This window comes from Collimonas rhizosphaerae, from assembly GCF_038896935.1.
In the GTDB taxonomy this organism is placed as follows: domain Bacteria; phylum Pseudomonadota; class Gammaproteobacteria; order Burkholderiales; family Burkholderiaceae_D; genus Collimonas; species Collimonas rhizosphaerae.
In genome coordinates this window covers 11,237-34,399 of the sequence record NZ_JBANDC010000012.1, presented here as the reverse complement: position 1 = coordinate 34,399, position 23,163 = coordinate 11,237, and the positions used below count along the sequence as shown (strand labels likewise).

20 protein-coding genes and 2 pseudogenes are annotated in these 23,163 nt (G+C 50.5%); 3 read left to right on the top strand and 19 right to left on the bottom strand.

Annotated features, from left to right (window positions below; translation table 11 throughout):
* Window positions 1-23 precede the first annotated feature (23 nt).
* Window positions 24-578, top strand: coding sequence for a GlcG/HbpS family heme-binding protein (locus tag V8G57_RS17170; RefSeq protein ID WP_342830399.1), 555 nt, complete (start codon window positions 24-26; stop codon window positions 576-578).
* A 70-nt stretch (window positions 579-648) separates the two neighbouring features.
* Window positions 649-1,750 (top strand): annotated as a pseudogene (locus V8G57_RS17165) (IS3 family transposase); the annotation flags it as partial.
* Window positions 1,751-1,951: 201 nt separating this feature from the next.
* Here V8G57_RS17165 and V8G57_RS17160 read toward each other — a convergent pair.
* On the bottom strand, window positions 1,952-6,307 hold the full coding sequence (locus V8G57_RS17160; protein ID WP_342830398.1) for a dermonecrotic toxin domain-containing protein: 4,356 nt from the start codon (window positions 6,305-6,307) through the stop codon (window positions 1,952-1,954).
* A 318-nt stretch (window positions 6,308-6,625) separates the two neighbouring features.
* On the opposite strand from V8G57_RS17160, the pseudogene V8G57_RS17155 reads away from it, so the two are divergent.
* A pseudogene (locus tag V8G57_RS17155) lies at window positions 6,626-7,182 on the top strand (integrase core domain-containing protein); the annotation flags it as partial.
* 80 nt (window positions 7,183-7,262) lie between these two features.
* Here the strand turns inward: V8G57_RS17155 and V8G57_RS17150 are convergent.
* The 18 genes from V8G57_RS17150 to sctC all read right to left on the bottom strand — a co-directional run bounded on the left by V8G57_RS17150 (window position 7,263) and on the right by sctC (window position 22,611).
* The gene (locus tag V8G57_RS17150; protein WP_342830397.1) at window positions 7,263-7,688 is read right to left on the bottom strand and encodes a hypothetical protein; all 426 of its coding nucleotides are present in this window, start codon (window positions 7,686-7,688) and stop codon (window positions 7,263-7,265) included.
* A 15-nt stretch (window positions 7,689-7,703) separates the two neighbouring features.
* On the bottom strand, window positions 7,704-9,071 hold the full coding sequence (locus V8G57_RS17145; protein WP_342830396.1) for a FliI/YscN family ATPase: 1,368 nt from the start codon (window positions 9,069-9,071) through the stop codon (window positions 7,704-7,706).
* Between the two features lie 6 nt (window positions 9,072-9,077).
* Window positions 9,078-11,108, bottom strand: coding sequence for a flagellar biosynthesis protein FlhA (locus V8G57_RS17140; protein ID WP_342830395.1), 2,031 nt, complete (start codon window positions 11,106-11,108; stop codon window positions 9,078-9,080).
* A 9-nt stretch (window positions 11,109-11,117) separates the two neighbouring features.
* Window positions 11,118-11,909, bottom strand: coding sequence for an EscU/YscU/HrcU family type III secretion system export apparatus switch protein (locus V8G57_RS17135; RefSeq protein WP_342830394.1), 792 nt, complete (start codon window positions 11,907-11,909; stop codon window positions 11,118-11,120).
* The gene (locus V8G57_RS17130; protein WP_342830393.1) at window positions 11,906-12,697 is read right to left on the bottom strand and encodes an EscT/YscT/HrcT family type III secretion system export apparatus protein; all 792 of its coding nucleotides are present in this window, start codon (window positions 12,695-12,697) and stop codon (window positions 11,906-11,908) included. The genes V8G57_RS17135 and V8G57_RS17130 overlap by 4 nt, the downstream gene beginning before the upstream one ends.
* Window positions 12,694-12,978 carry an EscS/YscS/HrcS family type III secretion system export apparatus protein gene (locus tag V8G57_RS17125; RefSeq protein WP_342830392.1) on the bottom strand — a complete coding sequence of 95 codons (285 nt, stop codon included), beginning with the start codon at window positions 12,976-12,978 and terminating at the stop codon, window positions 12,694-12,696. The genes V8G57_RS17130 and V8G57_RS17125 overlap by 4 nt, the downstream gene beginning before the upstream one ends.
* Window positions 12,978-13,619, bottom strand: coding sequence for a type III secretion system export apparatus subunit SctR (gene sctR, locus V8G57_RS17120; RefSeq protein ID WP_342830391.1), 642 nt, complete (start codon window positions 13,617-13,619; stop codon window positions 12,978-12,980). Before sctR ends, V8G57_RS17125 begins: the two co-directional genes overlap by 1 nt.
* Window positions 13,616-14,587, bottom strand: a complete 972-nt coding sequence (locus V8G57_RS17115; RefSeq protein WP_342830390.1) for a FliM/FliN family flagellar motor switch protein — start codon at window positions 14,585-14,587, stop codon at window positions 13,616-13,618. Before V8G57_RS17115 ends, sctR begins: the two co-directional genes overlap by 4 nt.
* The gene (locus tag V8G57_RS17110; protein ID WP_342830389.1) at window positions 14,584-15,234 is read right to left on the bottom strand and encodes a FliH/SctL family protein; all 651 of its coding nucleotides are present in this window, start codon (window positions 15,232-15,234) and stop codon (window positions 14,584-14,586) included. Before V8G57_RS17110 ends, V8G57_RS17115 begins: the two co-directional genes overlap by 4 nt.
* Window positions 15,216-15,848, bottom strand: coding sequence for a SctK family type III secretion system sorting platform protein (locus V8G57_RS17105; RefSeq protein WP_342830388.1), 633 nt, complete (start codon window positions 15,846-15,848; stop codon window positions 15,216-15,218). Before V8G57_RS17105 ends, V8G57_RS17110 begins: the two co-directional genes overlap by 19 nt.
* Window positions 15,841-16,665: a type III secretion system inner membrane ring lipoprotein SctJ gene (gene sctJ, locus V8G57_RS17100; protein ID WP_342830387.1), complete on the bottom strand. Its 825-nt coding sequence runs from the start codon at window positions 16,663-16,665 to the stop codon at window positions 15,841-15,843. Before sctJ ends, V8G57_RS17105 begins: the two co-directional genes overlap by 8 nt.
* Window positions 16,666-16,678: 13 nt before the next feature.
* The gene (locus tag V8G57_RS17095) at window positions 16,679-17,032 is read right to left on the bottom strand and encodes a hypothetical protein (protein ID WP_342830386.1); all 354 of its coding nucleotides are present in this window, start codon (window positions 17,030-17,032) and stop codon (window positions 16,679-16,681) included.
* Window positions 17,032-17,535: an HrpB1 family type III secretion system apparatus protein gene (locus tag V8G57_RS17090; RefSeq protein WP_342830385.1), complete on the bottom strand. Its 504-nt coding sequence runs from the start codon at window positions 17,533-17,535 to the stop codon at window positions 17,032-17,034. Before V8G57_RS17090 ends, V8G57_RS17095 begins: the two co-directional genes overlap by 1 nt.
* A 23-nt stretch (window positions 17,536-17,558) precedes the next feature.
* The gene (locus V8G57_RS17085; protein WP_342830384.1) at window positions 17,559-17,789 is read right to left on the bottom strand and encodes a hypothetical protein; all 231 of its coding nucleotides are present in this window, start codon (window positions 17,787-17,789) and stop codon (window positions 17,559-17,561) included.
* A gap of 553 nt (window positions 17,790-18,342) precedes the next feature.
* Window positions 18,343-18,780, bottom strand: coding sequence for a hypothetical protein (locus tag V8G57_RS17080; RefSeq protein ID WP_342830383.1), 438 nt, complete (start codon window positions 18,778-18,780; stop codon window positions 18,343-18,345).
* Between the two features lie 367 nt (window positions 18,781-19,147).
* Window positions 19,148-19,387, bottom strand: a complete 240-nt coding sequence (locus V8G57_RS17075) for a hypothetical protein (RefSeq protein ID WP_342830381.1) — start codon at window positions 19,385-19,387, stop codon at window positions 19,148-19,150.
* 12 nt (window positions 19,388-19,399) lie between these two features.
* Complete coding sequence (locus V8G57_RS17070) at window positions 19,400-20,497, bottom strand: FHA domain-containing protein (protein WP_342830380.1); 1,098 nt, start codon at window positions 20,495-20,497, stop codon at window positions 19,400-19,402.
* The gene (gene sctC / locus V8G57_RS17065) at window positions 20,494-22,611 is read right to left on the bottom strand and encodes a type III secretion system outer membrane ring subunit SctC (RefSeq protein ID WP_342830379.1); all 2,118 of its coding nucleotides are present in this window, start codon (window positions 22,609-22,611) and stop codon (window positions 20,494-20,496) included. Before sctC ends, V8G57_RS17070 begins: the two co-directional genes overlap by 4 nt.
* Window positions 22,612-23,163 lie beyond the last annotated feature (552 nt).

The following is a 23,163-nucleotide window of genomic DNA, read 5'->3' as shown; positions in this document are numbered from 1 at the left end:
TCAAAAAAATGGAGACATATACGTTGAACCTCAATAGAACCAATATGAAATTTTTTATTACTGCTGCCACCTGTGCCCTTTTCACGACCGCCCTCCATGCTCAAGATCAACTACGGCCTTTGAAACCTCTGCCGTCTCCACCACAAACGCCCAGCCAAGCGGTGGTATCACAAAAAAATCTCTCTTATGAACACGCTATGCAACTAGCACAGATCACTGTGGCAGTCTGTGCGCACAACAATCAATCAGTCGCTGCCACTGTCGTAGATCGCTCTGGGGCTGTACTGGCCGTCCTGCGTGCAGATAAAGCCGGACCTACATCTGTAGCGGGCAGCGAACGTAAGGCCTACACCGCAGCATCTTTTAAGACACCTACCAGTGCCCTCATGGAACGATCACTGAAAAATCCCAATATCGCCCACATTCCAGGAGCCTTACCGCTGACCGGCGGGGTTCCCATCATGGTCGGCGATGAAGTTATCGGTGCTGTCGGTGTAGGCGGCGCGCCCGATGGGCGAATCGACGCACAATGCGCTGAATACGCAATAAACAAGCTCAAGCCGTTGCTTGAGAAATAAATAATTTCTTTGATCGGGATAGGAGACGTTCATAGCTGAACGTGTCCCTCCCACTGAGTTTCTAGTTGAGTATATGCGCTCAAGGCAGAAGTATTCTGACGAACAAAAACAGGCCGCGGTTCAACATTACCTAGACCACGATCGCCGTATTGCTGCAACTATGAAGACACTGGGATACCCCTGCCGTGAAACGCTCACTGCGTGGATTGATGAACTGCCCCCCCCCCGAAGTATGCAATCGCATTGTCGGCAGAGCGGCAAACGTACAGCACTCCCCTGAGCTCAAGAGTACGGCAGTCATTGATCTGTGCACCAGAAAGACAAGTGTATAAGCAATTGCTCAAAGACTAGCAGTGTGCAGGCCGACGTTGTATAACTGGAAGGATCAATTACTCGGTCATGAGCCCCCCCATCCATGAAACGCCAGAACGATTCAAAGCCAGTTCCTGAGCAGACGGAGCTGCAGCGGCAAGTCGAATCGCTTCAACGGAACATCCGGCGATTACAGCTTGAACACGACCTATTGAAGAAGGCCAATGAAGGTCGTACAACGTTTGATGAGGCAGGAATGTTTGGTCGTCACCACTAACAGAAGGCGTCGGTATGGATCCTATCTGGGCGAAATCATCCCAGCGCCAGAGAACCTCATCAACCGGGACTTCCAGGCTGCCACCCCAAATGAGAAATGGCTTACCGACATCACGGAGTTCCAGATCCCGGCTGGGAAAGTGTATCTATCGCCCATGGTCGATTGCTTTGATGGCTTGGTTATCAGTTGGTCCATCGGCACGCGTCCAGATGCCGATCTGGTGAACACGATGCTGGATGCAGCCATCGAGACGGTAGCCAACGGCGGAGATCGGCCTGTTGTTCACTCCGATCGTAGCGCCCACTATCGCTGGCCTGGGTGGCTCTCAAGGAAACACGACGCAAACCTGATTCGTTCGATGTCACGCAAAGGATGCTCACCCGACAATGCCGCCTGTGAGGGTTTCTTCGGACGGCTGAAGACGGAGTTGTTCAACCCTCGGGACTGGCAGGCTACGACCATTGAGTAATTCATTCAGATAGTTGATTCCTACATCCGCTGGCACAACGAAAAGCGCATCAAGATATCCCTTGACTCACTCAGTCCCCTCGAATACCGAGATAGCCTCGGATTTACGGAATAAATCAGTCCGAGTTTTACGCCGCACCCCCGATCAATTCCAACTTCGCTGGCTCCGCGTAGATACAGCGGCCATCGCGCTTGCGCCCCTTGATGAGGCGCTCCTTCAACTCTGTGTTCTTCCCTGTCATTTGTCTACATGTCCAGGTTCACATCCACATGGGCACGTAGACTCATACATTTCGCTCAAAATTGCTAGACGTCGCTAACGAGTCGCTTGCTTTGCGTTGTCATCGAGCCATTTTTTCAGATGAGGTAGTCTTACATCACTTTCGGGATAATCTGCCAGCATATCCTTGGCAAGGTGCTCAATTAACTTGTCCCTAGTCTTGTCATCGGTTTCTGACTGAATTGCCTTGAAGCGTCCTGAATATTTAGGATTTTGAACTTTCTCACGCGCCCATATACTCGCCTGTTCATAAGTAAGAGTCGCCGGTCGCGGTCTAGGACCTTCGATTGGAGAACTGCTGTCTGGCCCCCTCCTCCTAAGACTGGCCTCTCCAATCTCCATCAGACCCACCTTGGGGATTCCAGCCGGATTGATTTTAAGTTCACCAGTGGCTCCGTCAATGAAATCGCCCCGCAATGAGGCGTTAGACTCTACGTCCCACATTTGTGGCTTGACACCTCTCCCCCACGGCACATTTTTCGGACGACATACCGCATACATAGTATATAAACCGTCTTTGCTCATGTGAGCATTTGTAGGCTTTGTACTTAGATACATGCCAGGTCCGTATATGTTATGCCCAGCGACACCTTCGCCTTGCCCTTCATTAATATTGGAAGAAAATCCATCCTTTCTAAGCGAAGCCTTATTCTTAGCAGGACTAATGTGGTACCCAATAATTTCCACCTGGTCTTTGCCGTACAGATCGTCCAATCTTTGCTTGGTTTGTCGAGTAATTGTGTCAATTACCTGAGGTGTCTCAAGCGCCGCATAACTGTAATATGGCAATGGGTCAGCCCGTTGATCGATAACTTTGCCACCAAATCCACCATCTGGAAGATTGAGATTTGGCGTGTTGCCAGACACACGTTTTGGTGCGGATGCTCCATCATCGTCCACGTCATGAGGCCGCTTTCCGGCTCCGCCACCCAACAATCTCTCACTTCTGGACCACGCGACCCATTTACCATCGACGCGCTCGACATCGAAGCGATCGAGGACATTGTTGGGCCGGAAGATGCCGCGCTGCAGCTTGCCGTTTGAATCGGGCTGGAGGTTCGACCAGTAATACTTGTTACCGATCCGGATATACTGATTGTTCGCCCCGTCCGCATAGATATCATCGGCCTTGTTATATTTCAGGTGCTTGAGCGCGTCGCTCGAGAACGGGACTTCATACCCCTTCAATAAGGGGCCAGCGATACCGACGCTGGCGTTGTTACGCACAACGCCGAACGGGGCCTGGTCCGCACGGCCGGTTTTTCGGAGGAGATGTATGTCTGGAAGCCGGGAGAGAACCTTGCGCGGATTCACTTGTCGGGCGAGTGCCATGAGACCCTTGCCAAGTTTGCCGAACGGAACAACATCGAGTACGAAATCGCCTACATCAAACGCGGTTCCAAGTCCGGCACTGATTCTCTTCTGCAACGATTCCTGGTGCAGCTCATCATTCGTGACGGAGAAGGCATCGGCGTTGCTGAGTTTCGCGGAGACTCCGGCCTTATACAGCTGATCAGTAAAGTCGACTTTGACGACCTTGGTATTGAATTTTGCCTCATAGTTCAATTTCGGGTCAGGCTTGGCGTATAGGCCGATGCCTTCTTGCTCGGTCATGTTCTTCTCGCGTGAAACCGGCACTTTGCCGTGCGAGACGCGACCCTTGAAATACGCGATCCATTCCGGCTTTTTGAACATGGGGTCTTGCTTCATGTCCTCCCGGCTGAGATAGGTACGAAACGCCTTGCCGTCCGGGGCGTCGGGCGTACAGAGCACAGCCGTGGACAATCCCTTGTCGGCTGCGCCGATCACGAGCACGCCGTTCACCGGATAGCTCACGCTAACGCTTGACGGGAGAGGGAATTTTCTCTCGATATCGACGGTGAACTCCTCCGTCTGGATGTCGTGCCCATTCACCTTCTCCCGGTTTTTGGAGTCGGGACTCTTGAGCACCGCCTGCACCATGCTGGAAGGGGTTTTGTCGTCATAGCGAGCGTCGATTTCACCACTCATCCTGGCTTCCTGGAGGTCCACCTGCATTCTTGCCCGGTAGGCCGCCTTCCAGGTCGCTTGCAGCTTCTGTCCGTTGACACCTAGATATTTGTCGTTCAACAGTTTCTTATAACCCTTGCCGACATCCAGCTGCTTACCGAGCGCGTCCAGTGTAGGCTTATCAAGCGTAACCGCATTGCCATCTCTGTCCGTAATGGCCTTGCCATCCGTGTCGCTCAACGTCGCGGTGACGCTGACTTTGTTCTCTCTGAAGAGCTTGGCTACATCAGAGCCGGGCGCAAGGCTATCGAGAATCGTGCCTGAGATCCCGGTTTCATCGTCTGGCGGGTTCTGGGCGAGCCGCCTGTCTAGTACCATGTACTGGGTGAGCGTGGTCGTTACGGTCTTAGGCTCGGGTTTCGGTCTCCGATGAGCCCCATTTGATGGTTCGGGCGGTTGGTGATAAGTGATGGTGACCGTGGTTTTGTCCGGATCGATGCCGGGATACTTCGGTTGCAGTGCTTCGCGAGTTTTCTTAGCGGCATACGCGTCTTGCGTGGGGATGTCCGATTCGAGTTCCTCGAAGTTGCTCTCGAGCTGATCGGCGGTCTCCTGGTAGACCCCGAGAGTTTCTTTATCCTTCGGTGAGCTTGTCTTCCACCAGTCAGGCCGGTTTAGCTCAATCAGACGGAGATCACGCTCCCTTAGTGGACCGTCCGCGCCGAACGATTCGTGCAGGTCGTCCGTCGATTCGCCCATGATCCCGTCAAGCTCCTTCAGGTCCACGCCCCGTTTACCCGCCCGCTCCATCCGGTACTCGGTATCGCGTCCTTGCTTGTCGATCTGTTGCTGAACGCTATGTTCGAAAAAATTCCCGCGGAGAGGGGGACGCGCAACTTCAAGTTGATACTGCGGATGTTCCGAGAAGCCCGCCTGTTCCGGCTCCGTCAGGAAATTCAGCAAATTGCGCTGTAGCGTTGAATCGATCGACATGGAGGAGCTGGAAAAATTTTCCTTCAGCTTGTCCAACGATTTGAATTCCGTGAGGCCTTTCCCCGGCACGAAAAGTACGGCTCGATCCTTTCCGCCGGGAAGGTTGTCGGCGTGCGGCGTCATTATGACAAAGGGGCCCTGCAGATACTGAGCAGGAATAGGATCCCCGTCGTAGTCGAGGTTCCGGATTTGTAGAGCGACGACACGCGGACGCTTGCTCTCGTCGGGATAGGCGCGCTCGAGATCGGCCTCGGACGGATTCTTCACGACCGATTCAACAAGCGCCTTACCCTCCTCACTGAGCGTCCCGTCGCTGTATTGCAGCTCCGCGTCTGCCTGTATTTGCTTCTGGCGGATCTCGCCCAGATTCGCAATCGGCTTCTTGCCATCTGGGCCCGGCGTCTCGAAGTATCGCTTCTGTTCCAAACTCACGTCTTCGGCTTTGTCCGCCTTCAGATCATTAATAAACGTCTCGAACTTATGTACGGGGATCTGCTGGATCTGATCCTGTTCACCCGAGGCATCGGGCGAGTTGTAAATGCCGATAAAAACGTTCTTATGGTGATCTTCCTGAAGACTGATCTCTGGGCCACCACTATAGCGCTCCGTTATATACTCGGCTGCGGAGCGCGAAGACACAAGCTTGGGCTCAGCAGCGCTGTCGGGATCAGGACGTTCCCACTTCCAGAAATTCACAACGATCTTGCTTAGATCCGCAGGCCTCAGCGCTGGGAACGCCTGTTCAAATGCCTGCTGCGCGTCTTTCTGGAGGTTCGGCCGCGGCTGCTGGTCAAACACGGCGTCGGCCTGCCCCGACAGGCTTTTGAACGGGTCGATCCCTGAATCTAAAACTTGGCCTGATTGATTATTTAAATCTGATATGCTTCTTTTTTGCAATCGTGAGCTTGTCGACGGAGCGGGGGGGGTCGTGGTGTTCGCACCGGGGTTACCTATGTTTTGTTCCGAAACGGACTCATTGCGGCTGTGATATTTCTGCACGGTGGCATACGGGACGGTGCCATCCGGGAGCACATCAAATCCGTCTTCCAAGGCCTTATTTTCACTCAAACTTTTCTCGGCCTTTTCCTTCCATGGCACGGATTGACTATCGCTGCCGTTTCGACGATATAATTCCGCGACGTCGCGGCCATCCTTACTTACTCCATATATCACGCTCGCCGTAGTATCGACTCTAATCGCTACAATTCTTTCGTTCGATTGCTTGGTCAGAGCCGAAAAATCTTTGTCGCCAATCAATGCCTTATTCACGTCGTCGACTCGCCTGACTTGGGATTGAATATCCCTTCCCAATCTTGAATCCGGATCGTACTTAACTCTTGAAGAAGTATCGCTAGTGTTTTGAGTCGTTTCTTTCTTGATATCCGGTTTTTTTTTTAGTGGAATCGTCATCCGCATCATTATTGTAATAGGGACTGACTGTGGAATTTGTCGAGGATTGTATCGTAATCATAAATCACCAAGTTTATTGATAAATTAGAAATAATGCCAAAGTGGCCTACCAAAAACGTGAATCGAAGTGCTTGCCTATTGGTTCTGTTGCAATCAGGCGATCCGCTATGATGTGTGGAACAACATGAGCGACCGAAAGCCCGATGAAGACGTTGAATCCGGCAGTGATTTTTTCGGAGATTTTTTTGTTTTTCAGAATGCTGCATCAAGCATAGGTTCCACCACTAAGTTGAGGGTGGTGTATACGTATTAAATGTACCCGGACTATCTGGCAGCAAGAACACCTTCTATATCGGCACCACCGAGGACCTAGCTCGAATCTACCAGCAGACCTGTGTCGACACCTACTCGAAGTGGGCGACGGACAAGCTCTACACAACGAAGACACCAATCACCGCAGCAGATCTATTGAATGACCGGGTGTTACCATTCTTGGCAGAACGGGATATGGGATTGATCCACCTGCTGACCGGCCGTAGCACTGAATATTGCGGCAGGCCGGAAGCACATGATTATCAGCTCTACCTGGCCTTCAATGACATGGAACACACCAAGACGAAGGTTCGGCATCCACAGACTAATGGGATAGGCGAGCGCTTTCATAAAACCATTCTGCAGAAGCTTTATCAGATCACGTTCCGACGCAAGATATATCGCCCAAATGAAGAGCTGCAAAGCGATCTCGACGACTGGCTAACTTACTACAACAACGACCGCACACATCAAGGGAAGATGTCTGCGGTCGCACGCCCACGCAAACACCAATTGACGAGAAGGAGACTTGGCAAGATAAAATTACGACGCCGAGCAACTGAATTTAACCTGACAACTGCACATGTCAAACAGGGGAATGTTAGATCAGATCGCGACTACTGCAACTTATATTCGCGGCGTGTTACCGCGAGCAATTTTCCGCATGGTGTTGCACAATTTCCCCGATTTTCTCTTGAAATATTTCTTTCAATTTATTTTGTTTCATGATGATTTTTCGTTGCAGCCGGCATTGCTCCTCAATGGCATGAAGATCAGCCTCCAACAGACGTCTTTCTTGTATTTCGCGCGCCAACATACCGTCGATGCTATCAATTTTCGCGCAAACATTGACTCTATTCCTTACCGACAAGGCCAAACTATTAGCACTTGAAAATTCACACTCCCATTCTGTTTTTTTCCTTTTCCAGGCCTGTTCTTTTTTTATAGCAAGAGAGAATTTTTCTCGGGTTTCGGACAATTCGATCAGCATAAAATTCAACGTTTTTTGCGCTCGTACGATGCGTATGTCGATGACAGCAATCAATGAATGCAGAGGAAGTTTCTTCATTGGTGCTGTCTTTCCTTAAGCAGGGGTGTGCATCCGCACGATCATTGACAGATGGTCCTTGATTTCATTTGACATAGGCTGCTCGTCCTCGCTTTGTCTCAAGAAATCCGCGAGATCTTGGTATGCCTGCATTGCGCTATCGAGATCCCGATCATTGCCCTTCTGATATTCTCCAATCTGCAGCAAAAGTTCGGCATCTTCGTATTTAACGAGCCATTTCCGGCATTGTGCAACAAGCTGCAAAAATTCGTGTTCAACCAGTTGAGGCATCAAACGGCTGATGCTGGCACGAATGTCGATGGCTGGGTAATGTCCCGCTCCCGCCAATTTTTGTGATAAAACAATATGGCCATCCAATAAGGAGCGGATTTCCTCGCCGATAGGGTCAGCCATTTCTGCATCTTCCAGCAAAACCGTATAGAAGGCGGTAATACTTCCCTTTGCGGCCGGCCCCGCGCGTTCCACCAGCTTCGGCAAGGTAGTGAAAACCGATGGTGGATAGCCACGGCGTACCGCCGGCTCGCCAGCAGCTAATCCAGTTTCACGAAGGGCGCGGGCAAATCGGGTGACGGAGTCAAATAACAACAGTACTTCATGACCAAGATCACGAAAATATTCAGCGATAGTAGTAGCTGTATAAGCGGCCTTGATTCGCTCCATGGAAGGACGGTCCGAAGTCGCCACAACCACCACAGAGTTGGCCAGTTGCTGAGGCGTCAGTATTGTGTCCAAAAATTCGCGCACCTCCCGTCCGCGCTCCCCAATCAAGGCAATAACGCAAATACAGTCCGGTGTACCTTTTGCAATCATTCCAAGCAAAGTGCTCTTACCAACTCCTGCAGGCGCAAAGATGCCGAATCGCTGCCCCCGGCCGGTCGTTAAGAAGCCGTCAATTGCTCGAATACCGGTAGTCAACGCTGTCCGAATTAACGGACGAGACAGAGGCGCCGGCGGCGGCGCGTTGCTGCGGCGCTGCATCAATCCATGTAGCGTCAAACCACCGTCGATGGGATTTCCCAACCCGTCCAGCACCCGCCCCAACAAGGCGTTCCCCACACCGACACAATGTTCACCCAACAGCGGCCGTACCAGCGCCGCGTTACTAAGCCCTGCAGTATCTCCTAACAAGGTCAACAGCGCGCCATTGGAGCTAAGCCCGACGACCTCGGCCATCACATCATGATGCCATCCTGGTTGCGACAGCGAGCACATTTGGCCGATACTTAAAGCAATTCCTGCCACTTTCACTTGATTGCCCACTACTTCCGTCAAGCGTCCGAAGCGTGTGCCTTGTATCTCACCTGCCACATGGCGTAGCAACTGAAGTTCAAAGCGTACGAAGTCCCAAGGTAATTTCGTTTCTTTACGCGCAGTTACATCCATTTTTTCTCATTCCGACTCTGTGCTTATGTCGTCAAATTCTATCGTATGAACAATCCGATAACTGACATCGTCGGATATTTCATCTACCGCCAGTATGGTGGTACGCATGTCACTGTTACGTAATAATTCTTCCACAGAGCTGCGCAAATCATGCCCTGTAATCAACACAGCATTTTGATGCTGTTGCCACACATCTCGCATGCCATCCATAATACGTAACGAAAATCTTTGATGTTCGTTGAGATCCACATCTATCCTTCTTCCACGATCGCTAACGATTAATTTACGACGTAAGAAGGCTTCCAAAGCGGGAGAAAGAACTACCAACGAGAGAGATTTATTAACATCGCACCAAACGTTCGAAATCTGGCTGGCCAAAGCATTTCTGGCAGCGGCAACCAACCCATCGAAATCACTCGCATGCGTCGTCCCTTTAGTCAATCCTTCTGCAATGGCACGCAGATTACGGATACTTATGTTCGACTTCAATAGTTCTACCAGTACATCACGTAGCAAAAAGAGCGGGATTTTCTCGCTAAGAAGCTGCACTAATTGCGGAAAATGGCGCGACAGTCCTTCCTGCAAATAGCTCGTTTCCTGTATCCCCAGAAAATGCCATGGTTTGCGGCACACTAACTGAGTCACAGCATCGATCAACTCAGCCTCTCCGCTTACAATTTGCTCGATACCTGCGGCCGACTCGCTTGAGGCCGCCGAACGGGTGACACGTTGCATTGCCCCCCCAATTTTGGACTCTACAGTCGGGACAATACTGCCTTGCGCAATCATCACCTCATCGATATCAATCGCGTAATAATTGACTTCCAAAGTACTGTCACCACTCAGGCGCAACCCGGGGTATGGCACGCCGCTTTCACGAAATCGCTCACGTAGCGCAAGCAAACGCCGATCCAATTCGAGTGCGCTGAACCGGTTGAGGAGAGCTGGCGCCACTCGCACATGCAACGGTAACGACATACCAACGTCACCTGGGGTGCTTCCGTCCCGGCGAGCCCAATGTTGATTTAATTGCGCTTTACTGTTGCCTGTGACACGTAGTCGTGGTATCAGGAGTGCGGCGGTCGCGAGTAATACGCCCAATCCCAAAAAAGCAAATAGTGGAAAGCCTGGAACCATCGCAAAAACCACTGCGACGACAGCCGCTGCCATCATTGCCTTAGGTTGCGCTGCAATTTGCCTGCCGATGTCGGCACCAACCGACGTGTCGCTATCAATTGAGGCTACGCGCGTGATCAAAATGCCAGCGGCGAATGAAATCAGCAATGATGGTATCTGCGACACCAAGCCATCACCGACTGTTAAAACAGTATATAGCCGAGCAGTCTCGGCTAATGGATGACCGTTTACCGCGGAGCCAATCAAAATTCCGCCAATGACATTGATCAGAGCAATCAGCAAACCAGCAACCGCATCGCCTTTTACAAATTTACTCGCACCATCCATCGCACCATAAAATTGACTGGTCTGTTCCAATTGTCGACGCCGCTCCAAAGCGTCGGCTTTGGTTAACATTCCTGCCCTTAGATCGGCATCAATCGCCATCTGTTTTCCAGGTAAGGCATCCAAGGAAAATCGCGCTCCAACCTCGGCAACCCGATCCGAACCTTTGGCGATGACAACAAACTGAATAATGGCGATAATAATAAATACCACGAAGCCAACGATTACGTTGCCCCCCACCACCAGACGACCAAAAGTGGTGATGATTTCGCCGGCATAACCATTGAGCAGGATTTGCCGCGTCGATGCGATATTCAATCCAAGACGAAATAAAGTCGTTACCAGCAACAAAGTTGGAAAAGTCGATAGATGTAAAGCGTGTGGCACGTAGATGCTCAGTGCCAAGATCAACACCGACAGGGTGAGATTGAGCGCCAACGCAACATCCAACACAGGCGTCGGCAAAGGAAAAATAATCAGGCACAACACGCCCAGCACGGCAAAGATCGGTAGATGGTCACCAAAGCGCTCTACGATTTTTCTTAGTCGACCACTGATACTGTTATTTGTCGTCATGATGCGTGTTTATCCATTCGTTGGCGCAGACGATTGCTCGTGTCCTCCGCGTTCGTTGGCCAATTCGTACTGCAATTGGCGTCGTGCGCCCTTGATATGTGGATCGCCTTCCTGTTGTTTATGGTCGCGACGAACTTCGTCCTTCGTCATTTTCAATCCTTTGATGTATTCATATTTTTGGTAGAAAATATCAGCTATGGAAAAAATAAGAAGTGTCCCTTGTGAAAACACCCCTAGCCAACACAACATATGGGCGGCGACGATCAAGCCATCAAGCACTCTCCCCCGAAATAGTTGTAATACGTCTGCAAAATAAAAACGGATAACAACGATCGTGATACTAATTACCACGCTCACCTTACATAAGTTTTTGATTAGCTCGACGATGGTTTTCTGAGAAAAAATAGATTTCAACTGATTAACGGGATTCAACTTAGTAAAATCGGGAGTGACCGGCTTTGCGCTGAACAACCCTTTGACCTGCAATTGCTCAAGGGTCACCGCAATTACTACCCCGACAATGGCTACGCCGAATATCATCAGGACGACCGGCAACAGCAATTCGCCGACAGCGTGGGCAAGCGATTGGTCCGGCGTCAGCTTCGGCGCTCCTATCAAACTGATTAAATTTAGCAGTATTTGCAATGCCCCCGTAAAACTGGGGAAGAACAGCAAAACCAAGATACCGGTCCAGATACAAGCAGATAAAGCTTGCGTTAAATCTTTTGACTTCGAGGTTTTTCCATCGCGCCGAGCTTGTCGCAAGCGACTTTCGGTTGGTCGTTCACTTTTGTTACTCATTTTTGCAACGTCAGTTTTAGAAACGCTTCGCCACCATGCAACAACGCCGCCATTGCGTATTGATATTCATCGACAAAATGGGGAGCTCCCACCAACAAAACCAACGCGACCGCCACCATTTTAATGGCCACAGCGGTAGTCAGAATGTTGATCTGCGGTGCAGCACGGCCGACCAGACCGATGCCGTATTCCAGCGCAATCAATACCACGACCATTGGTGCGGCATAGACAATCGAGCCAGCCAACATCTGACTGCTTCCCTCCTGGATCAGCATCATAATGTCATGCGCAGATGGGAAACCAACAGCCGTCACTGGCCACAAGAAATAAGAGACAGCGTACATTTCGCTCAATACCGAAAAGCCACCTGCTGTAACAAACAAAAACAAAGCGCATTGCTCGAACAAGTCGGCAAATACTGTAGAGCTACGCTCCGCTGACGTCGGATCGAATAATTGAATAGACATCAATCCTGCCTGTTGATCTACCAATGTCCCCGCCGCCCGTGGCACTGCAAACAACGGGAAAAAAAATACACCGGCTAGCGCTCCCAAAAAGAATTCACGTAATACCAGCAACGCGGTATTGCTCATCGAAAAATCTTGCATGCTCACTTGATAGACCGGAATAAAGGCCGGTAAGGCTATCGCCAGCGCGATCGGAAGACGTAGCAAGCGCCCTTGACCGGCTTTCATCAGCATCGGAATCGCCAACAACATACCGTAGCCACGCGTCACAAGCAATGCTAGCGTCATGATGCCATGGGCAAGATCGCCGAAAGAGCTCATCGAGGCAAACTACCGCGTCCGACTTCAGGAATCAAATCGAAACCGTTATCGAATACCGCAAGTACTTCTTGCGCCATCCAGCTACCGAAAGCGATTAAGATCACAATCACCACAGCGATCTTGATGCCGTATGCGATCGATTGATCTTGCACCTGAGTCACTGCTTGGGCAATACCAACCAATATGCCCACCAGAAATGCCGCTATCACAACAGGCGCACTAACCATCAACACCAGAATCAAAAAGCGATGCAGGGCGAAACTGAGGCTAAAATCGATCATTACTGATAGCTCAATATCAGAGATTGAATTAAGCGCGACCATCCATCCGCCGCAACAAAAAGAATTACCTTCAACGGAATCGATACCACCGTCGGCGAAAACATAATCATGCCCATCGCCATGAGAATATTCGCCACAATCAAATCAACTGCTACGAACGCCAGATACAGGATGAAACCGATTTTGAAAGCAGAAGTAATTTCTGAAATAGCAAATGCCGGTACCAGAATAAAAAAATCATCGCGCGTGGCCTTTGCAAACACTTCTTTTGGCCAGATGCGCTCGGAAGTCGCCAGCAGTCGTTCTTGTTCCTTAGGATCGACATGCTTGAGCATGAAACGACTCAATGGTTGCGCCATGCTGGCCAGTAACCACTCGCCCTTTGTCTGCTGTCCCGCCGGCCGCTGTTGCATGTTAGCAGACGCTTCGAGCGCGACCGGCGCCATAATATAGGCCGTCACCACCAACGCCAGCGCATTGGTGACAAGGCCCGAAGGCACCTGTTGTATGCCTATGGCATTCTTGAGTAATGCCAATACGATGGCGATCTTTGTGAAAGACGTCACCAATACGCAGGCGGCAGGTACGATTGCCAACCCCAGCGACAAGACAATTAAGTCTACTGGTGGATCGAAAATCATGCTTCCGTACTTAATGCGACGTCGATCACATGGATGCCTAGAACGCCGCCAATATCCAGCAAGCTACCACTGGCCACTCGCTGCCCATGGTGCTTAAGTAACACAGTCAATTCATCCAACTGCTTGTTTAAACGCAGCGTACTGCCACTACGCAATGCCGCTAGCTCAGCTAACGAAAGAGTGCAGGTGGCCAATTCCACTGAAAGCGTTATTTCCATCTCACCACGCAACGGCAATTTCACATCTTCAATGATTTCCACCACACGATTATCGATCGTCATGATTCCGCTCCTGTCATATAAAATGGGGGAGGCAAGCGTAGAACCAAGCAATAGCAGCTGGCCTATCAACGGCGCTTCCTTGTCAAAGGATAGTACTAGTAAGTCCCCTGGTCTCAGGTCTTGTAACTGTTCAGAGGTCAGTACAATGGATGGCGCTCGTAGCGCACAAACGAAACGCAACTGGCCCAACGCAGATAACAACGGCCGTGGTATGACGACGCGGGAAAGCAGCGCTCGCAATAGCGACTCCGCCTCCAGCCAACAGCCAATTTCTGCGCGCCCCAGACGCAAGGAAAATCGCAGCCAGCCGCTAGGTAGCACTTCCGTAAGTGCCGTCTTGACTAACACTGGTGCGCCACAAAATTTCTCTAACGCTTGCCAAAGACGACCGCCACGCATGCTCCACAATGCCGCCTGTTGTGTTGCCGACGCCGTCGGAAAACTGTGAAGCCCCAAGCGTTCTGAAGTTCGATTGCGACAGACATACACAGGTACACTCTCGCCACCTATATCCAAGGTCAGTCGTACCGCCTGCGTGTCTTCCGCGCTTCGGTATCCGGGCAACCAACATAGGCTCGAACGCGCTTGCTTCAACTGCGCCAAGCGTTTGAGCAAATCGGATTCGACCTTAGATATTCTCTGCAACGGCCATTGAAACGACTTTCTAGTGTTAGCGGTGGCGCTCATGACGCTGTTTCCTGATTACCCACCATGGTGGATTCAACGGAGTCTTGCAGCGCCAATAGTGTCGCCCGCTCAATCCCTGCCAACATAGCATCAAGATCATGCTCGACCACGGCCAACTGCGATTCGATTCGACAAGCATGCCTGGCCAAACGGGTATCCGTCTCAAGAACAGGCACAGCATCTAGCATCAGATTTTTGAGCGCTTCTTGGGTAGCATCGCGCTGCTCTGGATGGACAACTACGCGCATCATCAATTCGCGCCCCAAAGCCAGATAAGCTTGCCGTATGACGGCCTGAATCAGCGCGGCATCCGGTTGTCTGCGTACAATCTGCGAAATTACACTTGCAACGGCACGTGCGAAAGTGTGCTCGAATGTGGCATGTGCTTGCGTCAAAAATTTGTGGGATGCGCTGAGGCGCTCGGTAAGATCGCTATACGCGGCGCGTTCACCGGCTCGATAACCATCGCTACGCGCGGCGTCAAACGCCTCATCTCGCTGCTGCCTCATCTGCGCTAACTCATCTAAAAAACTTTCACGCAAATCTGCTGCCCAGTGTAGCTCGCGCAAGGCGTCGGCTTTAATCAGACGTGAAGTTGCCGTTACAAATAGTGCCTCTGTAGGCGACTTCAGTAATGTAAAATGCATTTTGCCTGCTCGCTCAAATTTGCATATGGCACAGCATCCAGCAATGCCGCTGCAAGTGCGGCGTCATTACCAAAAACACCTACTCGATCAAAATAACCTGGACGAAAGCGAAGTCGCATGCGTTGTGCCGCGGCGCTCGGTACGCTGTCGCACAACGTACGCAACAAGCGTCGTTGGATATCCAATAGATGCCGCGGCAGCGATGTGATGCTGTCGGTACCCGTCAACCGCTTGAATTGCTGTGCCAATATGTGACTTTCCAACTGCAACGCCATATCGACTGTTTCGCGTCCGAGTACTCGTACACAAGCGCGCACCTCCTTGCCTCGTATCGATAATTTGAGACGTTCCGCAACTCCAAGTGCGGCTCCCAGCCTCGCTAATTTCTTGAGATCATACGCATCCAGCAACATTAAACGCTCGCGCCTTGATGTCATCCATGCCGTGTCGACCAAGCCAAGCTCCAGTTGCGTGATCAGAGTCTGTGAGTGCAATTTCTTCGACGCCCGTGCCGGCCATGACTTCAACCAAAGTGGGTGCGCATATGCAATCACTTCGACATTGAAACGCCACAGCATTCGTTTGACGGTGGTCGAGCAAGTTTGTTTAGACATTACGCCTCCTTAATTGGCGCCACCAATGTTTGAGACGTCCGCCAACACCGTCACCCAGAAAATTGCTTTCCAACATATGCCAGACAACAAACAAAGCCACCGCAAACACCAGACTTAGCAGCACCCACGGCAAGTACACCAGCCACACTAAGCGGCCATAACTCCTGGGCGACACGGCTACCCCCAGAACCTGGGTATATTCGGTCGAGGTCGTCGTTGCTGATTGTGGTGACCAAGGAAACAGCGCTACCATGACGTTACTGTGATCCAAGCCCTTGACTGCACCAATCACCAACTCCTTGATTGCCAGAACGTTCTGCTGCATATTAACTTCCGCTCGGTATTTGACGAACACTGACGCCGTAGCTATTTGCGGTGCCTGCAATAGTGATTCCTTGCGCGGCATGTTGAGATGTACACGGGCGGTGATGACGCCGTCGATACCAGAGATCGTGCGGCTCAACTCTTGGGAAACTGCATAGATGGTACGCATATGTTCTTCCACCGGAGTCGAGACTAAGCCTTCTTTCGGGAACAATTCTCCAATATTGCGAAAGCGCTCACGCGGCAAGCCGCCCGAATTAAGCACCTCCAACGCTAGCGACACATCTGAGCTTGCAACAACAATGCGCCAGCCGTCGGCGCTGCGTTGACTTTTTTCAGCAGCGATACCAGCTTTTCCCAGCACCGAGAGCATCTCATTGGCATCAGCCTCGCCAATTTGATCATACAAGGCCGCGTTACCACATGCCGTCAGCAGCATCACAATCAGCAACGCCAGCAACTTAAATTTCCCTCTATAAATTGTCGAACGCACGTCAACTCTTTCTCTATTGTTGCTGCATGAGACTTGTCATCGATTGTTTGAGGCTGTTCGTCACACTCGATATTACCGTCGCCGTCACGTGATAATTGCTCGCAGCTTGGGACAAGTGGAATGCATCCACCATATTCAACTCCCTAGCCTGCAGCAGATGTAATGTCGCAATGGATTGGCGACTCTTTAACCCAGAAAGAAATTGGTCAGCATCCCTCACTGCGGTATACACGGAGAGAGGCTTTCTTCCACTCTGCAAATTAATCGCTGTAAGCTCTGCTGCGGGCGGCAATTCATTGTGCTGCGACGAATTGCGCACATCAGGAACAGCGCTCGCAGCTGCAATTTCTTGAATCGAGATACTCATTACAATTCTCCCAAGTGCACGCGCATTTTCTGCAAGCGCGCCAGCGATGGTTTACATAATTGAACTTGTTGTGTTTTCTTTGCGACTAGGTCCATGCTATTCAATAATTCTTCTGCCATTTCCTTCCCACCCAATTCGTCACTTATTCGCCTCGCCTGTTCCAAGGGTAGCCGCCAATCGGGATGATTGGTATATCGCATCGCCAAACCTAAACAAGCCAAAGCGCAGCTGTGTTCAGGCTCGTACATCAATACTTGGCGAAACAGAGATTGGGCCTCGATATATTTTCCTTCCTCGGCACATACCAACCCTTGACCAAAGCGATGAAAAGCTCGCGCCGGTTGAAAGCGCTGCAATGCAGAAAATAGACGTGTGGCAGCCTGATACTGTTTCTGAAAGCGCAGAAAATACGCAATACTATTGATCAAACGTATCGTACTGGAGGCATACATTCTCAGCTCCTGAAAAAGAGGGGCAATGGCCCCTCCTTTGCCAATTGGCATACTAATTTCAACCAGATGGATGGCTATACTTTTTGCGCAATACCCTGCTTCGCGTCATTCTGGGATTTTTGTAAATTCATAGCGACTTGACCAAAAAAATTACCCGTAGCCAGCATTTCGCCAGCTTCAAGGGCAATTTTCTTATCATCGTCACCACCCGTCATTGACTGCGCCTTTTCCAGTCCCTTTTTGCTGGCCTCAATTCCTTTTTCTATAAGCAATACCATTGCTTGCGCACCGACACTTGAAATCATATCCATACTCCTTCATTCAATTAAATTAAAAATTTGCCCGAAAAATTCGGACAACTGCACTGCGTACCCACTCATTCCATTTAAGAGAAGTCTGAGTGAATCTGGTTATCAGCCCATGCCTGACTTCAGGGGGGCGACGATCCAATGACATTCGTCGTTACCCTCCGCACTGTCAACACAGCGTCTTAGATAGGCGTGGCGACATCATCGATTTTTGGCCATTCCTAAGGAATCCTATTAATTCCGACGCTATAGATGTCTAAATGCGCTTTGCCAGCTCTTCTTTCCCTTGATTTACGAGATTTTGCCAAGTCTGCGCGAATTCAAGGAAGAATTCCTTTTGCTCCCCGAATCTCCTCGTCTCGAAGTCCAAAATCGGATCGGCTTCCCCTCCCCTCTTACTGGTTGCGCATCTGTCTTGCGCAACACCTGCCACAGTTGATCTGCCCAAGAAGCGATCAGTCCCGTTATTGATCATATTAAAATCTCCATTTGTTCATCAAAAATTCGCGTGAAAAGATTGACTTTTTTTTCATTGCGACACCATCACTCCCTAGAATTTTGGAAGGCCCGGTATCATCCCCGCCACCGATTTCAGAGAGCCAATGATGGGAGTTACTATTGACATTACTGCGGCCAATCCAGAGCTGGCCATCGAACCCACCTTAGCAGCAAGCTGTTCTACAGAATCAAACAGAGCTTTGAAAGTGTCCATCAAATTAAATGACTTTCCATCTTGCTGGCCCATGATTGAATCCGACTTCATACTGTTTGACGTTGCATCTCTTCTTTCACTGCCGAGACCCAGGAGATCTTTGGTAGCGACAGGAGCAGTTTGATTGCCGCGCGGCGCAATCGTCCCCTCGGTAAGGAAATTCAATTCGGCGCTATTTTTGACAGCTGTAGCTGGTGTCGATATAGAGTTATGCTTTGCGCCGTCTGTTTGTGGAAACTGCATTGGCAGTGCATTTGATACGTGATTGATATTCATGAAAATTTCTCCTAGTTACTTACCCAATTTGGGCGGGTTTTCTCAGGCAGGACCTAAGATCAAATAACGACAATTACAATTTTTTCGGAGCATCGATACGAACTAATTGCCCGCACTAATTGTCCATCGTGAACTCACAACATTCGCTGAGAATGAAGGTTTTCTGTGCAAAATTCTTGCCATCATTCAAGCTGAGCGTGTCAACGGAAGCGCTTGCTTGACAGCGATCTCTATTTGCCACGATCTGAAAATACCACAATCACCCCCACAGGTTCCTCCGCCGATTGCGAGCGATTTGAGAATAAATATTCATAACCAATTTCTGAAGATTTCCCCGTGCTAAAAAATTGCTAAGCATGATCTGGAGCTAAAGCTTGAGGGTAAACTTTTCCAACTCGTTCCTGGCGCAGGCGATCACATCAATATAGGCTTGCAAAGATGCCCGTTCGATTGGTGTGACACCTTGTTCAAAATATGCCCTGGCCGCCATTTCCGCCTGCTGCAACTTTAAAATTGTCGCATCCCGGCCTCCGGGTCCATCGCGCTGCACTAAGGCTTGTTCAAATGGCGATGGAGATGTTCCAAACAGCACTGGAAATAGATTCACACCTTCTCCCCATTAATGAGCACTTGATTCTTTTCTTTCAACCGATACTGTTTTCTCTCCCACCCAACGCAGATGCACACCTTTGTCCAGCTCAGCTCCGGGAAAAAAACGTGCGCCATCAGCGTCCACCAGATAGCCTTGTGGACCGCTAGCCATGATGGAAAATGGAGCCGGCGCAAGTTCTGCAAAGGCACTAGCAGTTGGACCGTCGAACAGCAACCTGCGTAAGCCTGGGATATCGCGCTGCATTTCTCCTTGCAACCAATCTTTGAATTGCGCTCGCAATGAGCCAGCATAGGCGACATGCAGGGTATCTTTTGCCGATAGACGCACTGACGCATCGGGCAATTGACGAATCAAATACTGCTGCGCTTCGCTACGTATCCGTTCACTGGAGAAAATGCGCATGAACGGCCGAATGGAGGTCGTTAAGATCACCGCCTCGACTCGACGCAAATCCTCGTCAGACTGCACATATCCGCTAAGCACCGGCGTGCCGCTCGCTTGATCAAGAGTTATGTTGATGTCGCTCAATTGGAGTGGTTCTAGACGTTCTGTCAGTTGCCGCACCATGGTGCCTGGACTGAACACCTGTAAGCGTCTTTGCTGACTCCATTGATATACCGGGAGCAATATCGATGTCAGTAAGCATATGCCTGCTAGAACAACGATACTTGCCCTGACAGACTGACGCCGCCGCGCACTATGCGCCAGCCAGCGTTGGATATATCTTCGCGCTCGACCGACTGCAGATAGTGCTTGAAATGCTTCATGCTGAGTCCAATCGGTACCCGTCGTTCCCACTCCCAATAGCACGCCACCTAGCTGAATTCTTGCGCCATTGCGCAAAGCTACCGTTTGCCCCTGTTGTAACCGAATGCCATCTATGTCGACGGCTGCGTCGAGTTCAACGGCGCAAATCTTGCTTTCCTGAAAAACCAGCATTAAGTGGCGTTCAGCCACGCTGGTGTCACGCAACATTAAATCGCACGCCATGTCGCGCCCAATCACCGTATGACTGCGAACGCCAAGCTGAATGCACGCGCCGGCGTGCAAGCCAGACAGCACTGCGGCCTCGATGCCTGTCGTTGTACTCTGACGGCCCTTCATCGCTGTCCTTTTCGTTCGACATTGCCACATGACTTTAAGAACTGGCACAGATGCTGTATTCCTTGCGCCGCAGGACTTGCAACATCTGCCGAGATTGGAGGGACAGCCGTTATAACTGCCAACTGAGAGCTATTTTCTATTCCGCGTGCAGTTTGTTTCGCAATAGAATTAACTGCAATCGGCATATCCACTGATGCAGTTGGCGCGAGCATCGGATTCATTGCTGTGGCGGCGGCGACTTGAGCTTCGATTTCTGCGCCGCGCAACAACCTCGGTGTGATCAGGAACAATCGTTCCTGGCGTTCAAGCTTATTTTTGCGGTAGCGGAACAAGGCACCTAGCCCCGGAATGTCACCCAACAACGGCACCTTCGCTTCGCTATTGTCGTCAATATCCGTAACGTATCCACCGATTAGCAGGCTTTGTCCGTCTTGAACGATGGCCTGGGTACTAATATTGCTCCTGTTAGTTAGAGGTATCTTGTCCACATCGATATTGCCGATGTTGCCGTCTTCGATGAAAATTCGCAGCCGGATGTCGGATCGACCGTTCTCACGTTTGACCACCATCGGTATGACTCGCATCAACAAACCAACATCGATCTGATACAGTTGGCTAACGCGTTCACCTCTCACTTGCGGATAGAAGACTTTTTGATTACTTAACACTGCCTCTATGCCATTAAGCGTCGCCAGCTTGGGACGCGACAAGATATTGGCTTTTCCCGTGGTCTGCAAGGCCGTAATACGTGCCAGAAAATTGGTGGCTTCCGAACCACCAAAGATAGAAAAATTGGAGCCATTCCCACGGGCTGCACCGTAGGCGTCAAGTCCGTCTCGACTATCCCCTATCCCGCGACCGGAGGTCGACGAGCCAATTCGGTAACGACTGCCAGCCAGCTTCCAATCAAAGCCTATTTCTTTTAAAACGTCACCCTGCACATCCATGATTGTCGCCTCGATCTGAATTAGTTCTGGTTCTACATCGAGTTCTCGAACCACGTCCTCCAGCATGCCCAACATCTCTAGTGGTGCCATCACGACAACTGCATTCATGCGAGTATCGCCGACGATGCGTGCACCAACCGCCTGCCCTCTTTCTGTCAGTGGCAGGTCAGCAGCCAATGGCTGCTTCGGTGCAGCAAACTCATGCTCAATATCGCTTGACAACAGACCTTCGAACAATGAAACGGGGCGACGCACAGGTGTGACAGGCTTTGTCGGTGGCGCCAACACCGGTTGCTTCTGGGTAGGCGCAGCGCCGAAGCCTTCGACAAGATCGCGTAACGAACTTGCGACGCCACGAATTACAACTTCACGCCCTGCCACGTTATATACGACATCTTCAGCCCAAGCGTGTTTGAGTGGTAAAACTCGGAATGCCAAACGCGCATCTTGTGCGCGATCGACCGCCCCGGCTTCCAGCATCGAGACCACGTTGTTGATGCGCTCTATGAAAGCTGGAGGGCCGCTCAATTGCAGGGCCGAAGGCTGATTGACCTTACGGAACAAGAAACGACTATCGAGATAACCGAATTCCTTAGCTACTCTCTCAACTTCTTGGGCACTTACGCGCGTCAAGGTTTGCAGAACCGCTTGGTTTTCCGCCAAAGTCGTCACAAACATGGTGGTTCCGTCAAAGTAGCCGATCAGTCCGTACGCCTTACTGAGATAGTCGAAAAAGGCCTGTGGTGAATGAGAAAAATTGCCATTGAGTGTCGGCATTGACTTGACTGCATTGGAGATAACCACCGGTCGATATTGGGTAACAAAAATATCGTCCAAAACTCTTGAAATCGGCGACGATTTCGCCTGGTAGGATAGAGTCGCCGAACGCCACGGAAACGAAGCCGCTACTGCCGCTGGCGCAATTAGAAATAGAAATAATGCGGCCGATGCCGAACCGAGAAAAATTTTACGCACAAACTTCACACTCTTTTTACGCAGGACCACATAGCGGTTGTCCATCGCAAGCGAATATTGCTGCACGCGGAGCAGCAGATGGTAGGGGCCGGAAAGAAAAACTTCGCCCTCGCGTATTAACTGCAGGATAGAATCCCGTTTGCGCACGTGTCGTTTCTCGATCACGTAGTCGATGTCAGTGATCATAACCATAATGACTGTTTTTTATTCATTTATGAAACTTCATAAATTCACGAAAATTCTGTTTCCGACGGTGCGATATGCAGCTGGATCCCGATAATCTAAAGGCACACGCAAAGTTGCCATCAGGAGATGGAAAATTAAAAATTTCACGCCTAAGACAACTGGATTGTAAATACCCATGCGTTAAACAATGTGGTGAATATATATAGAAAAGACAAAATACTATTTGTATGCGCGCATCGGCACTATCGACACGGCAAAGTAAAGCGATTTCAAAGTAATTCCTATTAGACGGCGATGGACATTGCGATATCACAGTCACTCGCAACGCTAATCATCGATAGAAGCAACGGGACGACGAATCTTGGCGATACATTCTGACAATGATTGACGACAGCTACATGTGATCTTGGCACCTCAGTATCGAAGTTGAATCACGAGCACGGCATTAATCCGAGCGTCCCAGTCACATGGTGTCAACGCAATCAAACGCGACAACAGAAAAGGGGGGGGCGCAGCATTGCGATCGGCCAGCCGTCCTACCTCGCAAGCAATCTCGGA